This is a genomic window from Streptomyces roseicoloratus (genome assembly GCF_004117935.1).
Classification (GTDB): domain Bacteria; phylum Actinomycetota; class Actinomycetes; order Streptomycetales; family Streptomycetaceae; genus Streptomyces; species Streptomyces roseicoloratus.
Genome location: NZ_SDOY01000144.1, coordinates 14,106 through 34,545 on the forward strand (window position 1 = coordinate 14,106; position 20,440 = coordinate 34,545).

Here is a 20,440-nt window from a genome sequence, read left to right on the forward strand (position 1 = left end):
GTACCGCCGGACCCTAACGCCTCCGCAGGAGGCGCCCGAGACGCCTCCACCACCGGGGGCGCACCTCAGTGCGCCCGGCGGTCCCGGGACCGGCCGCCGGCACGGTCCCGGACGCTCCGGCCGAGGGCGCGGACACCGGGGATCCGGCCGCCGGCTCCGCCGGTCCGGCCGCCCGGGCGGTCTCCGTCGGGGCGGCCGTCGCGGGCCTTCCGACGGTCCGCGGCGGCGGGGCCGGCAGCGGCGCCGGGAGCTGTGCGCCCCGCGGCGGCCGGGGGGCGAACGACACCGGAAGCGCCGTCAGGTGCCGGGCCCAGGTGGAGGAGCGCCAGGTGAGCCGCTCCTCGGGAACGGCCAGGACGATGTCCGGAAGCCGGGTGAGCAGGATGTCGATGCCGGTGTCGGCGATGATGCGGCCGATGTCCTGCCCCGGACACTCGTGGCTGCCCGCGCTGAAGGACAGGTGGGCCCGGTTGTGGTGCACCGGGGTCGCGGGGTCCGGGCGGATCGTCTCGTCGACGTTCCCGGCGGCGAGGCCGAGCAGGAGCATGTCCCCGGCCTTGATGTGCTGCCCGCCGAGCGTGGTGTCCCCGTTCGCGAAGCGCGCGGGACACACCATCAGCGGGGGCTCGTCCCACAGCACCTGCTCCACGGCCTCGGGCAGGGTCATCTGGCCGCCGGCGAGCGAGCCGCGGAACCGCGGGTCGGTGACCACCATCCGCAGGACGTTCGACATGAGGTTGGCCGTGGTCTCGTAGCCCGCGAGCAGGACGAGGCGCAGGTGCTGCATCACCTCCTCGTCGGTGAGGTTCGCCGGGTGGGCGAGCAGGGCGGAGGCGATGTCGTGCCCCGGGCTCCGCTTCTTGTCCCGGACGATCTGCTCGAGGCTCTCGATCACGAGCGCGTTGCTGGCGAGCGAGGTCTCGGTGGCCTTGAACAGGTCGCGGGCGGCGTGCACGAGCCGCGGCGCGCCCTCCTCGGACATGCCGAGGAGGTGGGTGAGGGTGAGCATGGGCAGCTGCTCGGTGAACCGGTCGACGAGCTCGGCCTCGCCCTTTTCGCAGAAGGAGTCGATCAGTTCGTGCGCGAAGCGGTTGATGTGGCGTCGCAGGCCCCGGTGGTCGAACTGGTCGAGCGAGGCCGTGACCGCGCCGCGCAGCCGCTGGTGCTCCTCGCCGTCCGCGTTCACGCAGTCCGGGCGCCAGCCGATCATGGGCACCAGTGGCGAGGTCTCGGCGTCGATCTCACCGCTCGTCCAGCCGTGCCAGATCCGCGGGTCGCGCGAGAACTGGGTGGAGCGGGTGGCCACGTCACGGTTCTCGGTGTAGCCGAGCACGAGCCAGGCGCGGACGTCCCCTTCGAGCAGGACGGGCGCCACCGGGCCGTGGGCGGCGCGGAGTTCCTCGTACAGACCCATCGGGTCGGTCTCCGCGAGGGGGCCGTGGAGCCGGGTCCGTCCGCCGGGGCCGGTGGCCGCGTGCGCCGGGCAGCCCGGCGGCGGCACGAGCCCGGATGCCCCGGCGGCGTGTTCGGAGGAGGGAAGGGTCATGCGGACTCCTGGGCGGCGAGGGTGCACAGGTAGACCATCAGCTCGAGCAGGGCGTCCCGGCAGGACGCCCGGTCGCGCGCGTCACAGGTGACGATGGGGACGGAATCGCTGAGGGCCAGGGCCGTGCGCAGTTCTGGTACGGGGTAGTGCGGTGCCTCCGGGAAGGCGTTGACGGCCACGACGAACGGGACGCGGCGGTCCTCGAGCCGGGTGACGACCTCGAAGCAGACCTCGATCCTGCGGGTGTCGACGAGGACCACGGCACCGAGCGCGCCTTCGAAGATCCCGTTCCACAGGAACCAGAAGCGCTCCTGCCCGGGCGTCCCGAACAGGTAGAGCACCAGCTCCTCGTTGATGCTGATGCGGCCGAAGTCCATCGCGACGGTCGTGGTGTTCTTGCCAGCGGCGCCGGGATTGTGGTCGATGCCGACGCCGGCCTGGGTCATGGTCTCCTCGGTGGTGAGCGGAGGGATCTCGCTCACCGCGCCGACCATGGTCGTCTTGCCGACGCCGAAGCCGCCGACGACGACGACCTTGACGCCCCTGGCGCTGTGCGGCAGCAGCAGGTCGGGGTCGCGCGGGCCTGCCTTGGGCGGCGCGTCAGAGTTTGCGTAGTCCATGGATCACCGCCTCCAGGAGGCCGCGGTCCGGGTAGGCCGCGACGGGCACGGGTGCGATCGCCTCCACGTGTTCGTCGGCGACGAGCTGGGACAGCAGCACGGTGACGACGCTGAACGGGAGGGTCAGGTAGGCCGACACCTCGGCCACCGACAGCGGGTACTGGCACATCGAGAGAATGGCGGCCGGTTCGGGCGACATCGACGGTTCCGGTTCGGACCTCGACGCGATCAGGGTGACGAGGTCGAAGCTCTTGGCCGAGGAGTCAGCGCCACCGGTGATGACGTAGAGCGGGACGGGCTGGGCCTCGTCCCAGGGATCCTGGTTCTCCGACGTCACATCGCCTGCCGGATGTCATCTCGGGGCGGACTGGTCATGTTCCTGCCGATCCTGGCCACGAGGGTGCGCATGCGGTCGCCGAGCAGCCCGGCGTCCACCTCCGGGTCGGCGAGCACCGCGAGGTACGCGCCGGGGCCGGCCGCCATCAGGGAGAAGTAGCCGGCGTCGGCCTCGATCCCGACCATGTGCGTCGAGCCGTCCCCGTGCGGGAACATCTGGGCGATGGCCCGGGCCAGGCTCTGGATGCCGGAACAGGCGGCGGCGATGGCGTCGGCCTTGTCGGGAGCCGTCTCGGCCTGGCCGATGCACAGGCCGTCCGAGGAGAGGACGACGACGTGTCGTACGTACGGGACGCCGCCCACGAGCTCCTTGAGCATCCAGTCAATGTTGGGCAGTGGCTGCATGTTAGTCGACCTCATCAGACGGCTCGCTGTGCGGAGTGGGGGATTCGGCGCCCGATCGCCTCGTGCCGTTGAACGCCTCCCACATCAGGCCCGGCTGGCGGGCCGGGCGGGAGGTGCCGGCGGAGGGGGACGCGGGCTCGGGGCCCGTACGGACGATCGGCGGCGGGACGGGTGACTCCCGGCGCCGGCGGGGAAGCCCGTTGACGGTCTTCTCGGCCGCGACGAACGGCGACGTGCCTTCGGTCAGCGTCTCGGCCACGGGCTCGGCCACGGGCGGCGCCACGGAAGGCGTCACGGGCGGGACGGCGGAGGGCGTCACGGGCGGCGCCACGGAGGGCGTCACGGGCGGGGGTACGGAAGAGGGCATGGGAGGGGTCACGGGCGGGGCGGCGTGACGGGCCGTGCGCCGGCCGACGGGCGGCGTGAGGGGACGGTTCGGGCCGCCCAGGCGCTTGCGGACGGGCTCCGGGATCTTCACGACGGGCCCCTCCATCGTGGTGATCAGGCGCCGCGGCACCAGGACGACGGCGCGCACGCCTCCGTACGCGGAGGTGCGGAGGTCGACGTCGCAGCCGTGCTCACGGGCCAGCCGGGCCACGACCGGCAGGCCCAGCTGGGTCACCTCGCCGAGACCGGCCAGGAACAGGCCGCTCTGCGACTGGGTCATGACGCGGGCGATGCGCTGCCGGACCTCCTCGGTGAGTCCGACGCCGCGGTCCTCGATCTCGATCGCGATGCCGGAGGGCACCTCGCTCGCGCTCACCTCCACGGGAGTGTGCGGGGGCGAGAACGACGTGGCGTTGTCGAGGAGTTCGGCGAGCAGGTGCATCAGCGGCTCGGCGCCGGGACCGATCACCGCGACCTGGGTGACCGACTGCAGCTTGACCCGCGGGAAGTCCACGATGCGCGACATGGCGCCGCGCAGCACGTCGTACAGCGGGATGGCCTTGGACCACTGCCGTCCCGGCCTGGCGTCACCCATGACGGCGATGCTGGCCGCGAGACGGCCGATGAGCGCGTTGCGGTGGTCGACCTTCTGCAGGTCGCGGGAGAGCGCGAGGTCGTTGCCGTGCACGATCTGCATCGTGTGTAGGTCCTTGCCGAGCTGGTGCACGATGGCCTGGACCCGGCGCGCCACGGCCACGAGCGCCCGCTTGGAGGAGTCCCGGGTGCTCTCCTCGGCCTCGACGGCCTCGAGGAGCGTGCGCAGGGCTCCGCGGAGCGCCTTGGCGAACTCGTCGTCGAGGTGCTCGCCGAAGGAGACCGAGTAGAGGATGTCCGAGGTGGCGTCACCCCTGCGCAGCCGTGCGACGGCCGCGGGAAGGAGCTTCTCGGCCATCCACGTGGTGGCGGTGCGCTGGTCGGCGAGCCGCCCGAGCAGCGCGGCCTCGCGCTGGGCCGCCGCCTCGCGGGCCTCGGCCGACGCCCGCGCGTGCCGGGACGCCTCCGCCGTGCGGCACAGGCGGACGGTCACCATCGAGCTGACGACGGTGAGGATCACCGCGACGAGACCGCACCAGGCGATCGTCGGCCGTATCCGCGCAGGGGAGAGGGCCAGCCCTATGACGAGGACGCCGGCCAGGATCCCCGGCGGCACGAGCCAGACCGGAGCCGTCGCACGGGGCCGGGCTCTGGAAGTTGAACCTGCGCGAACCATCAAGGGCGTCCCTAAACAGTCGGGAGAACGAGCGGACCGAAGTGATGCGAAGTGATGCGACGCGCCGTCAGGAAAGAACGGCGAATATCGCCCGGCCGCGCACACGTGCTCGAATGGCAGCGTCCGTCACTCGCCGTGAGCGCGCCGCAACACATGTGGGGAGCATAGTCAGTTCGGGTTTGGCGTGTGACCTCGATGAAGGGAAGGCTCCCATCGGTCAAACGGCCGAGAAAAGCGTTCGAAATACGCTCGGAAAATGACATCAAGCGATCGAATTGATCGCTGTTTATCGACACGAGCGAACCGGCGGGAACGACAGTGCGGCCGGGACACCCGACATCGGTGTCCCGGCCGCCGTCTTCCCGCGCGTTGCCCGCGGGTCCTCGCCCGTCAGGCGTCAGCGGATCTCGACCAGGAGGTCGCCGCCCTCCACCTGCTGGATCCGGGTGATGGCCAGGCGGGAGACCCGGCCGGCCCGGGGCGCGGTGATGGCCGCCTCCATCTTCATCGCCTCGATCGTGGCCACCGTCGCACCGGCCTCGACCTCGTCGCCCTCGGCGACGGCGAGCGTGACCACGCCGGCGAACGGCGCCGCCACGTGACCGGGGTCGGACCGGTCGGCCTTCTCGGTCACCGGCAGGTCGGCGGCCGCCGCCTTGTCCCGCACCTGGATCGGGCGGAGCTGGCCGTTCAGGGTGGACAGCACCGTCCGCATGCCCCGCTCGTCGGCCTCGCCGATCGCCTCAAGCTCGATCAGCAGCCGCACACCGGGCCCGAAGTCGACGGTGTACTCCTTCCCCGGCTGCAGCCCGTAGAAGAAGTCCTTGCTGTCGAGCACGCTGGTGTCGCCGAACGCCTGGCGGTGCGCCTCGTACGCCTGCGTCGGCCCCGGGAACAGCAGCCGGTTCAGCGTCGCCCGGCGGTCCTTGTCCAGGCCGTCCCGGTCCTCCGCGGTCAGCTCCCGCATCGGCTTCGGCCCGGGCCTGCCCTCCAGCGCCCTGCTGCGGAACGGCTCCGGCCAGCCGCCCGGCGGAGTGCCCAGCTCGCCGTGCAGGAAGCCGACGACCGAGTCCGGGATGTCGAAGCGGTTCGGTGCCGCCTCGAAGTCCTCGGGCGCCACCTGCGCGCCCACCAGGTGCAGCGCGAGGTCGCCCACCACCTTCGACGACGGCGTGACCTTCACCAGCCGGCCCAGCATCCGGTCCGCGGCGGCGTACATCCCCTCCACCTCCTCGAAGCGGTCGCCGAGGCCGAGTGCGACGGCCTGCGTGCGCAGGTTGGAGAGCTGACCGCCGGGGATCTCGTGGTGGTAGACGCGGCCCGTCGGCGCGTCCAGTCCCGCCTCGAAGGGCGCGTAGACCCGGCGGACGCCCTCCCAGTACGGCTCCAGGTCGCCGACCGCCTGCAGGTCGAGGCCGGTGGGACGGTCGGAGTGGTCGGTCGCGGCGACGATCGCCGACAGCGAGGGCTGCGACGTCGTGCCCGCCATGGACGCCACCGCGCCGTCCACCGCGTCCGCCCCGGCCTGGATCGCCGCGAGGTACGTGGCGAGCTGGCCGCCGGCGGTGTCGTGGGTGTGCAGGTGCACCGGCAGGTCGAACTCCCTGCGCAGCGCGGAGACGAGCCGGGCCGCGGCGGGCGCCCGCAGCAGACCGGCCATGTCCTTGACCGCGAGTACGTGGGCTCCCGCGGCGACGATCTTCTCGGCGAGCCGCAGGTAGTAGTCCAGCGTGTACAGCTTCTCCGCCGGGTCGGACAGGTCCGACGTGTAGCACAGCGCCACCTCGGCGACCGCCGTCCCGGTCTCCCGTACGGCGTCGATCGCGGGCCGCATCTGCTCCACGTCGTTGAGCGCGTCGAAGATCCGGAAGATGTCGATGCCGGTGGCGGCCGCCTCCTGGACGAACGCGTCGGTCACCTCGGTCGGGTACGGCGTGTAGCCCACGGTGTTGCGGCCCCGCAGCAGCATCTGCAGACAGATGTTCGGCACGGCCTCCCGCAGCGCGGCCAGCCGCTCCCACGGGTCCTCCGCGAGGAAGCGCAGGGCCACGTCGTAGGTGGCGCCGCCCCAGCACTCCAGCGACAGCAGCTGCGGCAGGGTGTGCGCCACCGTCGGCGCCACGGCCAGCAGGTCCTTGGTGCGGACCCGGGTGGCGAGCAGCGACTGGTGGGCGTCGCGGAAGGTGGTGTCGGTGACGCCGATGGTCGGCGACTCGCGCAGGCTCCGCGCGAAGCCCTCGGGGCCGAGCGCCGTGAGCCGCTGCCGGGAACCGGCGGGCGGCTCGCCGGCGGGCAGCGCCGGCAGCTTGGTGACCGGGGAGATCAGCTCGGGCCGCGGGCCGTGCGGCTTGTTCACCGTGACGTCGGCGAGGTACGTGAGCAGCTTCGTGCCGCGGTCCGCCGAGTGACGTGCCGTCAGCAGGTGCGGCCGCTGCTCGATGAAGGCCGTCGTGACCTGACCGGCCTGGAAGTCCGGGTCGTCGAGCACGGCCTGCAGGAACGGGATGTTGGTGGACACGCCCCGGATGCGGAACTCGGCCACCGCACGCCGGGCACGGCCGACGGCCGCCCGGAAGTCCCGGCCCCGGCAGGTCAGTTTGACCAGCATCGAGTCGAAGTGGGCGCTGACCTCCGTGCCGGCGTGGGTGGTTCCGCCGTCCAGCCGGATGCCCGAGCCGCCCGGGGAACGGTAGGCGCTGATCATGCCGGTGTCCGGGCGGAAGCCGTTGGCCGGGTCCTCGGTGGTGATCCGGCACTGCAGCGCGGCACCCCGCAACACCACGGACTCCTGCGACAGGCCGAGGTCGGCCAGCGTCTCGCCGGCGGCGATGCGCAGCTGCGACTGCACCAGGTCGATGTCGGTGACCTCCTCGGTCACCGTGTGTTCGACCTGGATGCGCGGGTTCATCTCGATGAAGACGTGGTTGCCGTCGCGGTCGAGGAGGAACTCCACGGTGCCCGCGTTGCGGTAGCCGATCTCGCGGGCGAACCGCACGGCGTCGTCGCAGATGCGCCGCCGCAGCTCCGGGTCGAGGTTCGGGGCCGGCGCCAGCTCGATCACCTTCTGGTGGCGGCGCTGCACCGAGCAGTCCCGCTCGAACAGGTGGATGACGTTCCCCTCGCCGTCGGCGAGGATCTGCACCTCGATGTGCCGGGGGTCGACGACGGCCTTCTCCAGGAAGACGGTGGCGTCGCCGAACGCGGACTCGGCCTCGCGCGCCGCCGCCTCGATGGCCTCCCGCAGGGCCGCCGGCTCCTCCACCCGCCGCATGCCGCGCCCGCCGCCGCCGGCGACGGCCTTGACGAACACCGGGAAGCCGATCCCCTCGGCGGCCGCGACCAGTTCGTCCACGTCCGTGGAAGGCGCCGACGAACCGAGTACGGGCACGCCGGCCGCACGGGCGGCGGCCACCGCCCGCGCCTTGTTGCCGGTCAGCTCCAGGGTCTGCACGGAGGGGCCCACGAACGTGATGCCCACCTCCTCGCACGCCCGCGCCAGCTCAGGGTTCTCGGACAGGAAGCCGTACCCCGGGTAGACCGCGTCCGCGCCCGCCAGCCGGGCCGCCCGCACGATCTCCTCCACCGACAGGTAGGCCCGCACCGGGTGCCCGGGCTCGCCGATCTCGTACGCCTCGTCCGCCTTCAGCCGGTGCAGCGAGTTGCGGTCCTCGTGCGGGAAGACGGCGACCGTGCGCGCGCCCAGTTCGTAGCCGGCGCGGAACGCGCGAATCGCGATCTCGCCTCGGTTGGCCACCAACACCTTGCGGAACATCTCTGATCCCTTCGCCCGGGGTTTCGGCAACGCTAAGGGCTGGCCGGTGACGCGCAGAAGGGACCCGGGCAGTGACATGGATCATCGCGCCCGGGTGGCCGAGCGCGGCACCCGGTGGGAGCGGGCGCGCGAGCGGACGCCCAGGGGTACGGGCGGGCGTCGGCGGACGCCGACGGGTACGAGCGGACGCCGGCGGGTGCGAGGGGGCGCCGGCGGGTGCGAGCGGGTGCCGGCGGGCGTCATCGGGATTTCATCGTCCTTCCTTACCGTGTCCGCGTTCGGACCAAGCCTGCAGGACTGGGGAAGGACGGCTCGATGGCGCGGAGGAGACGCGGAACGGGACTGCTGACGGCGGTCGTGACCGCGGTGGCGGTCACGGTGACAGGTACGACGGCGGCCACCGGCCCGCCCGCCGCCGCACCGGGCCCGGACAAGCCCACGATCCGGTACACCGAGTACGGGATCCCGCACGTCATCGCCTCGACGTGGGAGGGCATGGGCACGGGCTACGGCTACGCCGCCGCCAGGGACAACATCTGCACGCTGGCCGACACGTACCTGATGGTCAACGCCCAGCGCTCCCGCCATCTGGGACCCGACGGCAAGGCCAGTCCCGGCAAGAACCAGAACACCACCACCAACCTCAACAGCGACCTCTACTTCCAGCGGATCAAGGACGACGGCGTGGTGGAGCGGCTCCTCGCCCGGCCCGCGCCCGACGGACCGGAGCCGGAGGTCAAGGAGGCGATCCGCGGCTACGTCCAGGGATACAACAGGTACCTGGCCGAGACGGGCGTCGACGGCATCACCGACCCGGCCTGCCGCGGCGCCGCCTGGGTACGGCCGATCACCGAGACGGACGTCTACCGGCACGCCCACGCCGAGATCATCATGGGCAGCGCCGACGCACTGCTCGACGGCCTGGTGAACGCGGCACCGCCGGGCGCCACGGCGTCCGGGCCCTCCGCGGGGTCTCCTGCCCCCGCCGCCCCGGACCGGGATGCCGCCTCCGCCGACCGGCGGCGACAGCCCTCACCCGCGCAGACCGCCCGCCGGATCCGCGATGCGATGGCGGCGAGCAGCCGACAGGGCATGGGCAGCAACGCGCTGGCGGTCGGCTCCCAGGGAGTGGCCGGCGGCACGAGCATGATGCTGGCCAACCCGCACTTCCCGTGGCAGGGCAAGAACCGCATGTGGCAGAGCCACCTGACGATCCCCGGAGAGTTCGACGTCTCCGGCGCCAGCCTGCTCGGATTCCCGGTGGTCAACATCGGCCACAACGCCGACGTCGCCTGGAGCCACACGGTCGCCACCGTGGCACCGTTCGGCCTGTTCGACGTCCAGGTGGACCCGCTGAACCCGACCGTGTACCTCGTCGACGGCCAGTGGGAGCGGATGACCTCACAGCAGGTCTCCGTCGACGTACGGAACGCCGACGGCTCCCTCGGCAGGGTCACGAGGACCCTGTGGTCCACCCGCTACGGCCCCGTCACCACGTCGATCCAGGGCGTCCCGCTGCCCTGGGTGGTGAGCGCGCACGCGGTGCGCGACGTCAACATGAACAACCTGCGGGCCCTCAACACCTGGTTCCACCTCGACCGGGCCAAGGACGTCCACGACGTCGTGAACACGCTGGAGACCACCCAGGGCGTCCCCTTCTTCAACACCGTCGCCTCCGACCGCAAGGGCAACGTCCTGTACGCGGACATCCAGGCCACCCCGAACATCACCGACGAGCACGCCCGCGCCTGCCTCACGGAGACCGGCAAGCTGCTGTTCGACCAGCCCCTGCGACTGCCGAACGTCCCGCCCATCTCCGTCTTCGACGGCAAGCGCAGCGCCTGCGACTGGCCCGACGACCCCGACGCCGTCGCGCCCGGCCTCCTCGACCCGCACCTGCAGCCGCGGCTGATCCGCGCCGACTTCGTCGGCAACGCCAACGACAGCCCCTGGCTGGCCAACCCCGAGCAGCCGCTGTCCTACCCCAGGGTGATGGGCGACTCCGCCGCGCCCCGGTCGCTGCGCACCCAGGAACTGATCGTGACCGCGGAGAACCGGATCAACGGAACCGACGGACTGCCGGGCCGCGGCTTCACGCCCGAGAACATGGGGCAGTTGCTGTACGCCGACAACAGCAGGGCCGCCGACCTCGCGCTCGACGCGACGGTGACCGCCTGCCGGAACGTCCCCTTCGGACTCGTGCTGGTGGACGGCAACCTGGTCAACGTGAGCGAGGCCTGCCCCGTCCTGGCGGCCTGGAAGAGCCACGACTACACGGCGGACAGCCGCGGATCCCTGCTGTTCGCGAACTACTGGTCCGCCCTGTCCGGCGGCCAGGGTGTCGAGAAGCTGCCCTGGAAGGTGCCCTTCGACCCCAAGGACCCGGTGCACACGCCCAACTCGCTGGACTCCGGGAGCTCCGCCGTCCGGGACGCGCTCGCCCGGGCGGTCCTCGCCCTGCGGAACGCGGGAGTCCCGCTGAACGCACCGCTGTCGGACACCGTCAAGGTCACGCGCAACGGCGAGCAGATCCCGGTCCACGGAATGATCAGCGAACTCGGCGTCCTGAACGTCATCACCCCCGGCCAGGTCGACGGAAGGCCGGACGTCGTCTTCGGCACCAGCTTCGTCCAGCTCGTGCGCTTCACCGCCGACGGCCCGCCCGAGGCACGGTCCGTCCTGGCCTACTCGCAGTCCGCGAACCCGAACTCCCCGCACCACGCGGACCAGACGCGGCTGTTCTCGGCCGGCGGCTGGGTCACCGAGCGGTTCACCGAGGAACAGATCGCGGCCTCACCCGTACTGCGGACCGTCGTCCTGGACTGAGCACCGCACGGACCCAACGAGCACCGTACGGACCCACCGAGCACAGGAATCCCGCCGAGCACCCCACAGGGAGGGGACAACCGTGAGACGAACATCGCGCAGGTGGCGGCTGGTGGTGGCGTGGACGGTCGCGGCCATGGCCGCGGTCATGCCGACCGCCGGTCCGGCCCAGGCCGCCGACGGCGCCGCGCCGCCGCCGATGACGGACGGGTTCGGCCTGACCCAGGTCGAGCCGCCCGTCGGCGACCCCACGAACTTCCACCTCACCGTGACCACACCCGAGGTCAGCGGAGAACACCACATCAAGATCATCCTGCCGAAGGGGTACTACGACGACCCCGACCGGCGCTACCCGGTGCTGTACTTCCTGCACGGTTCGCCCGACGACCCCGTCCAGCAGACCTATCCGGCGCTGTCGATGTCCGACCGGATGATCACCGTGATCCCGGACGGCGGCGCCCGCGGCTGGTACGCGAACTGGCTGAACCAGAAGACCGTGCTCGGCGCGCAGAACTGGGAGAACTTCCACCTCGACCAGGTCGTCCCGTTCATCGACGCCAACCTGCGGACCATCCCGTACAAGAAGGCCAGGGCCGTCGCCGGCGTCTCCATGGGCGGCTTCGGTGCCTTCCACTACGCGCAGGTCCGCCCCGACCTGTTCGCCCAGACCGCGTCCCTCTCCGGCGACATCGACCTGTCGGCCAAGTCCATGGACCTCCGCTTCGCCGTCGTCGCCTCCCTCATCGACGCGACGGGCGCGATCTGTGCCTCGTCCTCCGGCTCCTGCGACCCCGCCGAGTCCCCGTACAAGCCCGGCGTCGACAGCGACGCCGCCTTCGGCTCGCCCTACCCGGTCTTCAACGCCGACTGGCGGTGGAACGAGGTCGACCCGGCCGGGCACATGGACCGGCTCAAGGACGTCGGCGTCTCGATCTACGTGGGCAACGGCGGAGGCTCGCCGACCGAACCGGAGTTCTGGGTCGAAGGCGCGGCCAAGCACGCCAAGAACAGCATGGACGCCCTGGGCATGTCCTACTACTACGTGAACTACGGTGACGGCGCCGGCTGGGGCACCCGGTGCGACGGCGGCCACAACGCGGGCTGCTGGGAGCAGGACCTCCGGGACCTGATCCCGCGCCTGGAGAGGCTCCTCGCCTCCTGACCCCGTCCGTCTGCCGCGCGGGGGAACGCGGAGGGAGGGGCCGGCGCGAACGGCGATCAGCACGCCGTCGCGCCGGCCTCGTCCCCGCGCAGGATCATCCGGTGCGTGCGCCGCAGCAGCCGGCTCGGCGCGACGCCCAGGTCCTCGGCGAGCCGGCGGCGGACACGGTCGAAGACGGCAAGCGCGTCGGCCTGCCTGCCGCAGCCGTACAGCGCCCGCATCAGCATCGCCGCCGCCGGCTCGTCCAGCGGGTGCGCCGCGGACAGCGCGGACAGTTCGGCGACCGCCTCGGAGCGCCGCCCGAGCCGCAGCTGATACGCCGACTTCCGCCGGACGAGGCCCATCCGGCGATCCGCGAGCCGCAGCCGCTCCCGCTCCGCGAGCGGCCCGGGCAGTCCGGCGAGCGGCTCACCGCGGAACAGACCGAGCGCCTCGGAGCACAGCCGGACCGCCTCCGCCGGTTCGCCCGCCCGGTCCGCCGCCCCCACGGCGGCGACCAGCTCCTCCAGCCGGGCGGCGTCCACATCGACCGCGCCGGGGAGCAGCCGGTAGCCGCACCGCTCGTACGCGATGACCGCGTCCGGTCCCGCTCCGGTGCCCAGGGCCTTGCGCAACCGGTAGACGTACACCGGCACCACGTTGGCCGCCGGTGGCTCCGGGCCCCACACCCCGTCCAGCAGCTCCTGCCGGCTGAGCGTCCGGCCCGCACGGAGCGCCAGTGCGGCCAGCACGGCCTGTCGGCGCAGATGTCCGAGGTGCAGGGGCCGCCCGTCCTGCCAGGCCCGCAGCGGCCCGAGCACGGAGAGCCGCAGCCGCGGCCCGGCCGGCCGGCCCGCCACTCCGCCGGCGGCGGTGCGGGGGCCGAGACCCGGGAGGACGAGGCCGCAGTCGAAGGCATGGACGATGGCGGCGGCCCGGTCACGCAGCCCGAGCTTCCGGAGGATCCGCGCGAGGAGTTCCGCCACCGACTCCTCGGGCAGGGCCAGCACGGTGGCGATCTCGTCGTCCCGCAGACCGCAGCCGACCGCGGACAGCACCTCGCGCTCCCGCGGCCCGAGGACGAGGGCGGCGGACCGCTCCTCCGCGGGATGCCCCGTGGCGGGGCGCCTGGTCGTGACGGAGGTCGGCATCGCTGCTCCCCGGGCTCCGGATCGGTGGTCGGTCTGGCGGATGTCGCCGACAAGGTAGTGCCGGGGGCGGCGGGCGGGGCATCCGGAACCATCCGGAGTGACAGGCGGGGTGAGTGGCGGGGTGACGGGCGGGTCGTCGCCGGGCGTGAGGCCGCGTTCAGGAGCCGGTGACGCCCAGCGCCTGGATGTCGACCATGCCGTAGGCCTGGCTGACGTACACGTTGGTGAGCCGGGGACTGCGGTAGTTGAGGTTCTTCACGGCGGCGACGGGCAGGTAGTAGGCGCCGTCGGTGAGCTTGTGGTTGATCTGCCGGTAGAGCTCGGTGGCCCGCGCGGCGTCCTGCTCGCGCCTGGCCCGGTCGAGCAGGGAGTTGATCGCCGGGTCGTCGACCTGGGCGTAGTTGGCGTTTCCGGCGGGCAGGATCTGGCGTCCGTCGGCCAGCGGCTCCAGGAAGTTCGCGCCGTGCGGGAAGTCGGCGCCCCAGCCGGCCGAGATGAGGCCGTAGCCCTTGTTCTTCACCTCGCCTGGGGTCTGGACGACGTCGAGGAACTTCGTGAAGTCGAGCTGCTCGATCTTCACGGTGATGCCCACCTTCGCGAGGGCGGCGCGGAGTGCCTCGGCGACCGCGACGTCCTTCGGCCGCGAGTTCCTCCTTCGCCCGGGCCGGCCGGGACGTGCCCTCGGTCAGGCCGAAGGGGTCGTAGCCGTCGCTGCCGGGGACGGTCGGAGGCAGCATGTTGCCGTGGCGGCTGCCGGCCACCGGACCGCCGTGGGCGGTCTCCAGCGCGGTGGTGTCGGCCGCGTACAGCACGGCCTTGCGGCAGTGCACGTCGTCGAAGGGCGCGGTCGTGGAGACCAGGGCGACGGTGCGGAGCAGCCCGGAGTACGGGGCGTCCGCGAGGGCCCTCGTCTTCTCGTCCCCGAGCACCAGAGGGGCCGAGGCCTGGGGCAGCCCGCTCTGCGAGGCGTCGAGGTGGGCGCTGCCGTCGAGCAGCTGCCGGGCCAGCCGCTCCGGAGGGGTGGAGACGGTCAGCTCGATCCGGTCCGGAAGGGCCTTGCGCACCGGGTCGGTGGCCGGGTTCCAGCGCGGGTTGCGGACCAGGACGAGCGAGGTGCCCGGGCGGTACGCGTCGAACCGGTACGGCCCCGAGGAGACCGGCTTCTCGCCGTAGCGGCTCCTGGTGTCCTTCGCCCGGGGCACGGGCGAGGTGGCGCCCATGGCCAGCAGGTGCGGAAAGCGCGAGTCCGGTGCGGCGAGGCGGAAGACGAGCGTCCGGTCGTCCGGCGTGACGACCGACTTCAGACCGGTGCCGCCGTCCTCGTACGGACCCCGGTAGTTCTGCCCCTGGTCGAGGACCTCCCGGAGATACGTGGGACCGCCGCTGACGACGTCCTGCGCGAAGACGCGCTCGATCGCGTACGCGACGTCCCGGGAGGTGATCGGGGTGCCGTCCTCGAACGTGAGGCCGCGCCTGAGCCTGACGGTGTAGGTCTTCCCGTCGGGGGAGACCTCGGGCCGGGCCTCGGCCAGGTCGGGGACGAGTTCGAGGCCCTGCTTGCCGGGCTTCGTGTCGTACGTGAGCAGCGTGCGGGCGTAGAGCCGCTGCATGTTCCAGACCCACCCGTAGTAGGAGCGGGCCGGATCCCAGGAGTCGGCGTCGTCGCCGCTGACGAGGCGCAGCGTGCCGCCCTTCCCAGTCGAGGGACTGACCACCGTCCCGACCGCGGCGTCGAAGCCGGCGGCGGCGGTGCCGGAGGACGGACCCGCGCCCGAGCCGCCGCCCGTGGAGGCGGCCGCGTCGCCGCTGCTGCCCTTGTCGTCGCCCTTGCCGAGGTTGACGACGAGCGCGGTCACGCCGCCGCCGGTCACCAGCGCCGCGGCGACGGCGATCGCCACGACACGGCGGGTCCGCCCGCGCCCTCCCGGACGGGTGGTGGCGGGGCGGGACGGGACCGTGTCGGGGGAGCCGGGCGCCCGGGTGGAGACGAGGACGGGGTCGCCGCCGGGCCGCGGCGGCACGGGAGGCGGGGCCGAGGGCACGGGCGGGCGAGCCTGCGGCACGGGCGGCACGGCCGGGGCGCCGGGGGCCGGTGACGGTGCGCTCGGAGCGGCGGCCGGGGCCGGGGCCGGGGCTGTGGCGGGTGGGGGCGAGGGTGCGGGTGCGGAGGCCGGGGCCTGGGCCGGCTCGGCGGCGGAGACAGGGGCGGCGGGGGAGGGGGCGGGCGACTTGGCCAGGGCGTTCCGCGGGTCCGGAGGCGTCGGTGACGAGGCGCCGCCGGGTTCCGCGGCCGGGCCGTTCGCGTGCGGGCGCCGCTCGGGAGCAGGTTCCGGCTGCGGCTGCGGCTGCGGCTGCGGCGTCGCCGGGGCGTCCGTCCCCGCCGGGCGGGTGAGGGTCAGGGCCACCGTCTCCGGCAGCCAGTCGGTCTCCTCCGGCAGACCGCCCCTGTACGTGTGGCCACCGGTCTCGCCGAGCAGGCGGGCGAACTCCGCCAGGAGCTCGGGCACGGTGGGCCGCCGCGCGGGGTCCTTCTCCAGGCAGCGGCCGACGAAGTCGGTGCCTGCGGGCAGGCCCTGGAGGGCCGGGGGCTCGTACACCGCGCGGAAGTTCACCGAGTGCGGCGAGCCGCTCCCGAACGGCGCCGCGCCGGTGCCGGCGTAGGCCAGCACCACGCCGAGGGAGAACACGTCGCCGGCGGGGCCCACCTGACGTCCGGTCACCTGCTCCGGGGACATGAACCCGGGGGTGCCGATCACCGTGCCCGTCCGGGTGAGGACGCTCGCCTCCGCGACGATCGAGATGCCGAAGTCGATGACGCGCGGCCCGTCGGCGGCGAGGAGCACGTTCGACGGCTTCAGGTCGCGGTGGACGAGTCCGGTGCCGTGGATGGCCTCCAGCGCCTCGACCAGGCCCGCCCCCAGGGCGAGGAGCGGGCGCCGGGGCCAGGCGCCGTGGGCGCGGACCGCCGCGTCGAGCGGCATGCCGGGCACGTAGGCGGTGGCGAGCCAGGCGGGGGAGCCGTCGGGGTCGGCGTCGACGACGGCCGCGGTGAAGAAGCCGGTCACCCGGCGGGCCGCCTCCACCTCCCGGGCGAAGCGGCGCCGGAAGTCGGGGTCTTCCGCGAGTTCGTCGCGCACCACCTTCACGGCGACCATCCGGCCGCTGGTGGAGCGGCCCAGGTACACCCGGCCCATGCCGCCCGCGCCGAGGCGCGCGAGGATCCGGTAGCGCCCCACCTGCCGCGGGTCCGCGGCGCCCAGCTCTTCCAACGTTCCCCCTCCGGCCGGTGATCCCGTGCGAGGGGGACCGTCCGCCGACGACTCCAGCCGATTACATCAGAACCCGCCGCCCCTCAGGTCGCTGCCACCCTCTCCGACGGACCGCCGGGCGGGCGCCCGTTCGCGTGGACTCGCGTTCGACCACGGGTGGCCGCATCCGCCTGCGGGGGTCCGTCCGTGCGGGGGGCGGAGGCGGCGTGGCCGAAACATCTCGGCACCGGCACGGGGCGGCCGCCCGTTCGGCGGAAGGCGTCGTGCGCCCCGACGGGCCTGCCCGGCGCCCGCTGACCTGAGTCATCGTCAAACGCGTCGCGAGGCAGGGGAGTTAAGCGGGGGCGCGAAGGCCCCATCGCGCGCCCCCGCGGGCTCTCCCGGGGTGGCTCGAATGTCGTCGTCGGGCCGGATAAACCCCGCGTCGAGCAAGATCACTGCTTCGAGGTAATGCCCCCGTTCCGGCTGGGCGGACGCCTTCCGCGGGCCGCTACTGTTCCCACGGATCTGGACGGATTCCCAGAGATTGTGTCGGTTTTTCCTCTTTTCAAGGAGCGCTCGTCCCATGACCGTTGAGACCGGCCCGGACACGGAGCTGGAGCCGCCGCGGCCGCAGTCCAGCCTCAGCACCGCGGCTGCCCGCAACCTCGCCACCACCACCAAGTCCGCCCCGCAGATGCAGGAGATCACCTCCCGGTGGCTGCTGCGGACGCTGCCGTGGGTGGAGACGAAGGGTGGCGCCTACCGGGTCAACCGCCGGCTGACCTACACCGTCGGCGACGGTGTCATCGAGTTCGTCCAGGACGGCGCCGCCGTCCGGGTCATCCCCCGGGAACTCGGCGAACTCGCCCTGCTGCGCGACTTCGACGACGAGGAGGTGCTCAGGGCCCTCGCCGACCGGTGCGTCCAGCGCGACTTCCGCGCCGGAGAGGTCATCGTCGAGCGCGGCACGCCCGCCGAGCAGATCCACCTGATCGCCCACGGCCGGATCAGCCAGACCTCGGTCGGCAAGTACGGCGACGAGGTCGCCGTCGCGGTCCTCGCCGACGGCGACCGGTTCGGCGAGAACGCGCTCCTGGACGCCGACGCCATGTGGGACTACACCGCCACCGCCGAGACGCCCGGCACCCTGCTCACCCTCTCCCGCGCCGACTTCGCCTCCGTACAGGCCCAGTCGACCACGCTCGCGTCCCACATCCGGGACTTCAGCTCGCTGCCCCAGCAGCGGCAGAACAAGCACGGCGAGGCCGAGATCGCCATGTCGGCCGGTCACGTCGGCGAGGCCGAACTCCCCGGCGCCTTCGTCGACTACGAGCTCAAGCCGCGCGAGTACGAGCTCTCCGTCGCCCAGACCGTGCTGCGGGTGCACACCAGGGTCGCCGACCTCTACAACGGCCCGATGAACCAGACCGAGGAACAGCTCCGGCTCACGATCGAGGCGCTGCGCGAGCGCCAGGAGCACGAGCTGATCAACAACCGCGAGTTCGGTCTGCTCAACAACGCCGACTTCAAGCAGCGGATCCAGCCCCACTCCGGCGCGCCCACCCCGGACGACCTCGACGAACTGCTCTGCCGCCGCCGCGGCACCAAGTTCCTCTTCGCCCACCCGAAGACCATCGCCGCGATCGGCCGCGAGTTCAACGCCCGCGGCCTCTACCCGGACCACGTGGACGTGGGCGGACAGTCCGTCCCGGCCTGGCGCGGGGTGCCGATCCTGCCCTGCAACAAGATCCCCATCAGCAAGGAACAGACCAGCTCGATCATCGCCATGCGTACCGGCGAGGACAACCAGGGCGTCATCGGTCTGCGCCAGACCGGACTGCCGGAGGAGTACGAGCCGGGCCTGTCGGTGCGCTTCATGGGCATCAACGACCAGGCGATCATCTCGTACCTGGTCACCACGTACTACTCCGCCGCCGTCCTGGTGCCCGACGCGCTCGGCGTGCTGGAGAACGTGCAGATCGCCCGCAGGCGCGACTAGGGCGTGTGTCGAAAGTCCCGTCCGGCGGGGAACGCCTGGCACGCACGCTCGCCGCGTTGTCGGTCGTCGGCGCAGCCCGCTGCGCTCTCCTCCCTCCGCCTCGCGATCGCACGCACCGGACGCCCCCGCCACGCCCTCCGGGCGGACGACGCCACTTTCGACACACGCCCCAGGGCGTTTCCTTCGGATCCGGGCCGGACCCGGCCAGGATCCGGAAGAGACGACCCAGCGGCCGAGCGCCGAGGATCAGTCCGAGGGCCGCGCCGGGCAGGGCTGTCCTGACCGGGACGGCCCCCCATCCCACCAAGGAGCCACGGATGCCCGATCCCGGGCCTTCCTCCCTGCCCACGGGTCCGGCCGCGGCGCCCGCCCGTCCACCGCTGCCCGGTCCGCCCACCGCGCCGTTCCGGTCCGCGGGGACGGCGACCGGCGAAGCGCCGCCCGCCCCGGCCGGGCCCGAGGCCGCCGGCACGGCCGCCGCCCTCGCACCCGTACCGCCGGAGTCCGCGCTGGAACGCATCCTGCGCGGCCCCAGCGGCCTGGGGACGACGGCGCTGTCCCTGGCCCGGCGGGCCGAGCCGGCCGCGCCGCCCGCACCACCGGAGCCGGCCGCGCCGACCGCCCTGCCGGCACCGGCCGCGCCACCGGCACCACCGGTACCGACCGTGCCGGCGGCGCCGGTCGCGGCAGCCGTGGAGGCCGTACTGGCGGCGGCGTCGGCGGCGCTCGACGGCGAGACGTCGGCCGCTCAGGGCACGCCCGTACCCGGTCTCTACTTCCACCCCATCGCCGAGCCCGACCCCGCCCGGGTGGCGGAGGTCAGCCGCCGCATCAAGGAGTGGGCGGTCGACGAGGTCCAGGCGGTCCCGGCGGAGTGGGAGGACCAGTTCGACGGCTTCTCCGTCGGACGCTACATGGTCGCCTGCCACCCGGACGCGCCCACCGTCGACCACCTCATGGCCGCCACGCGCCTGATGGTCGCGGAGAACGCGGTCGACGACGTCTACTGCGAGGACCACGGCGGCTCGCCCATCGGGCTCGGCAGCCGGCTCCTCCTCGCCCACACGGCGCTCGACCCGCTGCACACCACCGAGGAGTACGCCCCCGCCTGGCGGGAGTCGCTCGCGTCGGACGGCCCGCGCCGGGCCTACCGCTCCGCGATGGACTACTTCTGCCGGCTGGCCACGCCGTCCCAGGCCGACCGCTACCGGCACGACATGGCACGCCTGCACATGGGGTACCTCGCCGAGGCGGCGTGGGCCGAGACCGACCACGTACCCGAGGTGTGGGAGTACCTGGCCATGCGCCAGTTCAACAACTTCCGCCCCTGCCCGACCATCACCGACACCGTCGGCGGCTACGAGCTGCCCGCCGACCTCCACGCCCTGCCCGCCATGCAGCGGGTCATCGCGCTCGCCGGGAACGCGACCACCATTGTGAACGACCTGTACTCCTACACCAAGGAGCTCGACAGTCCCGGCACGCACCTCAACCTGCCCGTGGTGATCGCCGAGCGCGAGGGCCTCTCCGCCAAGGAGGCCTACCTGAAGGCGGTCGAGGTCCACAACGACCTCATGCACGCCTTCGAGGCCGAGGCCGCCGCCCTCGCCGCCGGCTGCCCCACCCCCGTCGTCCTGCGCTTCCTCCGTGGCGTGGCCGCCTGGGTCGACGGCAACCACTACTGGCACCAGACCAACACCTACCGATACAGCCTGCCCGACTTCTGGTAAGAAACG

Annotated in this window: 11 protein-coding genes and 1 pseudogene; 4 read left to right on the forward strand and 8 right to left on the reverse strand. The window is 72.9% G+C overall.

Features of this window, described 5'->3' with window-relative positions; translation table 11 throughout:
- Window positions 1–13 precede the first annotated feature (13 nt).
- The 6 genes from ESG85_RS23730 to ESG85_RS23755 all read right to left on the reverse strand — a co-directional run bounded on the left by ESG85_RS23730 (window position 14) and on the right by ESG85_RS23755 (window position 8,336).
- A complete protein-coding gene (locus ESG85_RS23730; RefSeq protein WP_246095244.1) occupies window positions 14–1,546 on the reverse strand; it encodes a cytochrome P450 in 1,533 nt (510 codons plus the stop codon).
- Window positions 1,543–2,166 carry a GTP-binding protein gene (locus ESG85_RS23735; RefSeq protein WP_128982530.1) on the reverse strand — a complete coding sequence of 208 codons (624 nt, stop codon included), beginning with the start codon at window positions 2,164–2,166 and terminating at the stop codon, window positions 1,543–1,545. The genes ESG85_RS23730 and ESG85_RS23735 overlap by 4 nt, the downstream gene beginning before the upstream one ends.
- Window positions 2,147–2,503: a DUF742 domain-containing protein gene (locus ESG85_RS23740; RefSeq protein ID WP_128982532.1), complete on the reverse strand. Its 357-nt coding sequence runs from the start codon at window positions 2,501–2,503 to the stop codon at window positions 2,147–2,149. The genes ESG85_RS23735 and ESG85_RS23740 overlap by 20 nt, the downstream gene beginning before the upstream one ends.
- Window positions 2,500–2,907 (reverse strand): roadblock/LC7 domain-containing protein, encoded by a 408-nt coding sequence (locus ESG85_RS23745; RefSeq protein WP_181019091.1) that lies wholly within the window; start codon window positions 2,905–2,907, stop codon window positions 2,500–2,502. The genes ESG85_RS23740 and ESG85_RS23745 overlap by 4 nt, the downstream gene beginning before the upstream one ends.
- 1 nt (window position 2,908) lies before the next feature.
- Window positions 2,909–4,504, reverse strand: coding sequence for a sensor histidine kinase (locus ESG85_RS23750; RefSeq protein ID WP_164986306.1), 1,596 nt, complete (start codon window positions 4,502–4,504; stop codon window positions 2,909–2,911).
- A gap of 457 nt (window positions 4,505–4,961) precedes the next feature.
- Complete coding sequence (locus tag ESG85_RS23755; protein ID WP_128982536.1) at window positions 4,962–8,336, reverse strand: pyruvate carboxylase; 3,375 nt, start codon at window positions 8,334–8,336, stop codon at window positions 4,962–4,964.
- Window positions 8,337–8,651: 315 nt separating this feature from the next.
- Here ESG85_RS23755 and ESG85_RS23760 point away from each other — a divergent pair, with 315 nt between their 5' ends.
- A complete protein-coding gene (locus ESG85_RS23760; protein ID WP_128982538.1) occupies window positions 8,652–11,162 on the forward strand; it encodes a penicillin acylase family protein in 2,511 nt (836 codons plus the stop codon).
- A gap of 136 nt (window positions 11,163–11,298) precedes the next feature.
- Window positions 11,299–12,324: an alpha/beta hydrolase gene (locus ESG85_RS23765; protein WP_181019097.1), complete on the forward strand. Its 1,026-nt coding sequence runs from the start codon at window positions 11,299–11,301 to the stop codon at window positions 12,322–12,324.
- 56 nt (window positions 12,325–12,380) lie between these two features.
- Here ESG85_RS23765 and ESG85_RS23770 read toward each other — a convergent pair whose 3' ends face one another.
- Together ESG85_RS23770 and ESG85_RS36140 are read right to left on the reverse strand one after the other, a co-directional pair.
- A complete protein-coding gene (locus ESG85_RS23770) occupies window positions 12,381–13,454 on the reverse strand; it encodes an AfsR/SARP family transcriptional regulator (protein ID WP_128982542.1) in 1,074 nt (357 codons plus the stop codon).
- A 157-nt stretch (window positions 13,455–13,611) separates the two neighbouring features.
- A pseudogene (locus ESG85_RS36140) lies at window positions 13,612–16,690 on the reverse strand (ABC transporter substrate-binding protein).
- Window positions 16,691–17,288: 598 nt separating this feature from the next.
- On the opposite strand from ESG85_RS36140, the gene ESG85_RS23785 reads away from it, so the two are divergent.
- Complete coding sequence (locus ESG85_RS23785; RefSeq protein ID WP_128982545.1) at window positions 17,289–18,704, forward strand: family 2B encapsulin nanocompartment shell protein; 1,416 nt, start codon at window positions 17,289–17,291, stop codon at window positions 18,702–18,704.
- A gap of 317 nt (window positions 18,705–19,021) precedes the next feature.
- Window positions 19,022–20,434: a family 2 encapsulin nanocompartment cargo protein terpene cyclase gene (locus ESG85_RS23795; RefSeq protein WP_128982547.1), complete on the forward strand. Its 1,413-nt coding sequence runs from the start codon at window positions 19,022–19,024 to the stop codon at window positions 20,432–20,434.
- Window positions 20,435–20,440: the final 6 nt, after the last annotated feature.

Excerpts from the sequence above, each read along its gene's own strand:
- ESG85_RS23735 (WP_128982530.1), bottom strand. The coding sequence starts at position 2,166 with ATGGACTACGCAAACTCTGACGCGCCGCCCAAGGCAGGCCCGCGCGAC.
- ESG85_RS23755 (WP_128982536.1), bottom strand. The coding sequence starts at position 8,336 with ATGTTCCGCAAGGTGTTGGTGGCCAACCGAGGCGAGATCGCGATTCGC.
- ESG85_RS23795 (WP_128982547.1), top strand. The coding sequence starts at position 19,022 with ATGCCCGATCCCGGGCCTTCCTCCCTGCCCACGGGTCCGGCCGCGGCG.
- ESG85_RS23730 (WP_246095244.1), bottom strand. The coding sequence starts at position 1,546 with ATGACCCTTCCCTCCTCCGAACACGCCGCCGGGGCATCCGGGCTCGTG.
- ESG85_RS23765 (WP_181019097.1), top strand. The coding sequence starts at position 11,299 with ATGGCCGCGGTCATGCCGACCGCCGGTCCGGCCCAGGCCGCCGACGGC.
- ESG85_RS23745 (WP_181019091.1), bottom strand. The coding sequence starts at position 2,907 with ATGCAGCCACTGCCCAACATTGACTGGATGCTCAAGGAGCTCGTGGGC.
- ESG85_RS23760 (WP_128982538.1), top strand. The coding sequence starts at position 8,652 with ATGGCGCGGAGGAGACGCGGAACGGGACTGCTGACGGCGGTCGTGACC.
- ESG85_RS23785 (WP_128982545.1), top strand. The coding sequence starts at position 17,289 with ATGACCGTTGAGACCGGCCCGGACACGGAGCTGGAGCCGCCGCGGCCG.
- ESG85_RS23770 (WP_128982542.1), bottom strand. The coding sequence starts at position 13,454 with ATGCCGACCTCCGTCACGACCAGGCGCCCCGCCACGGGGCATCCCGCG.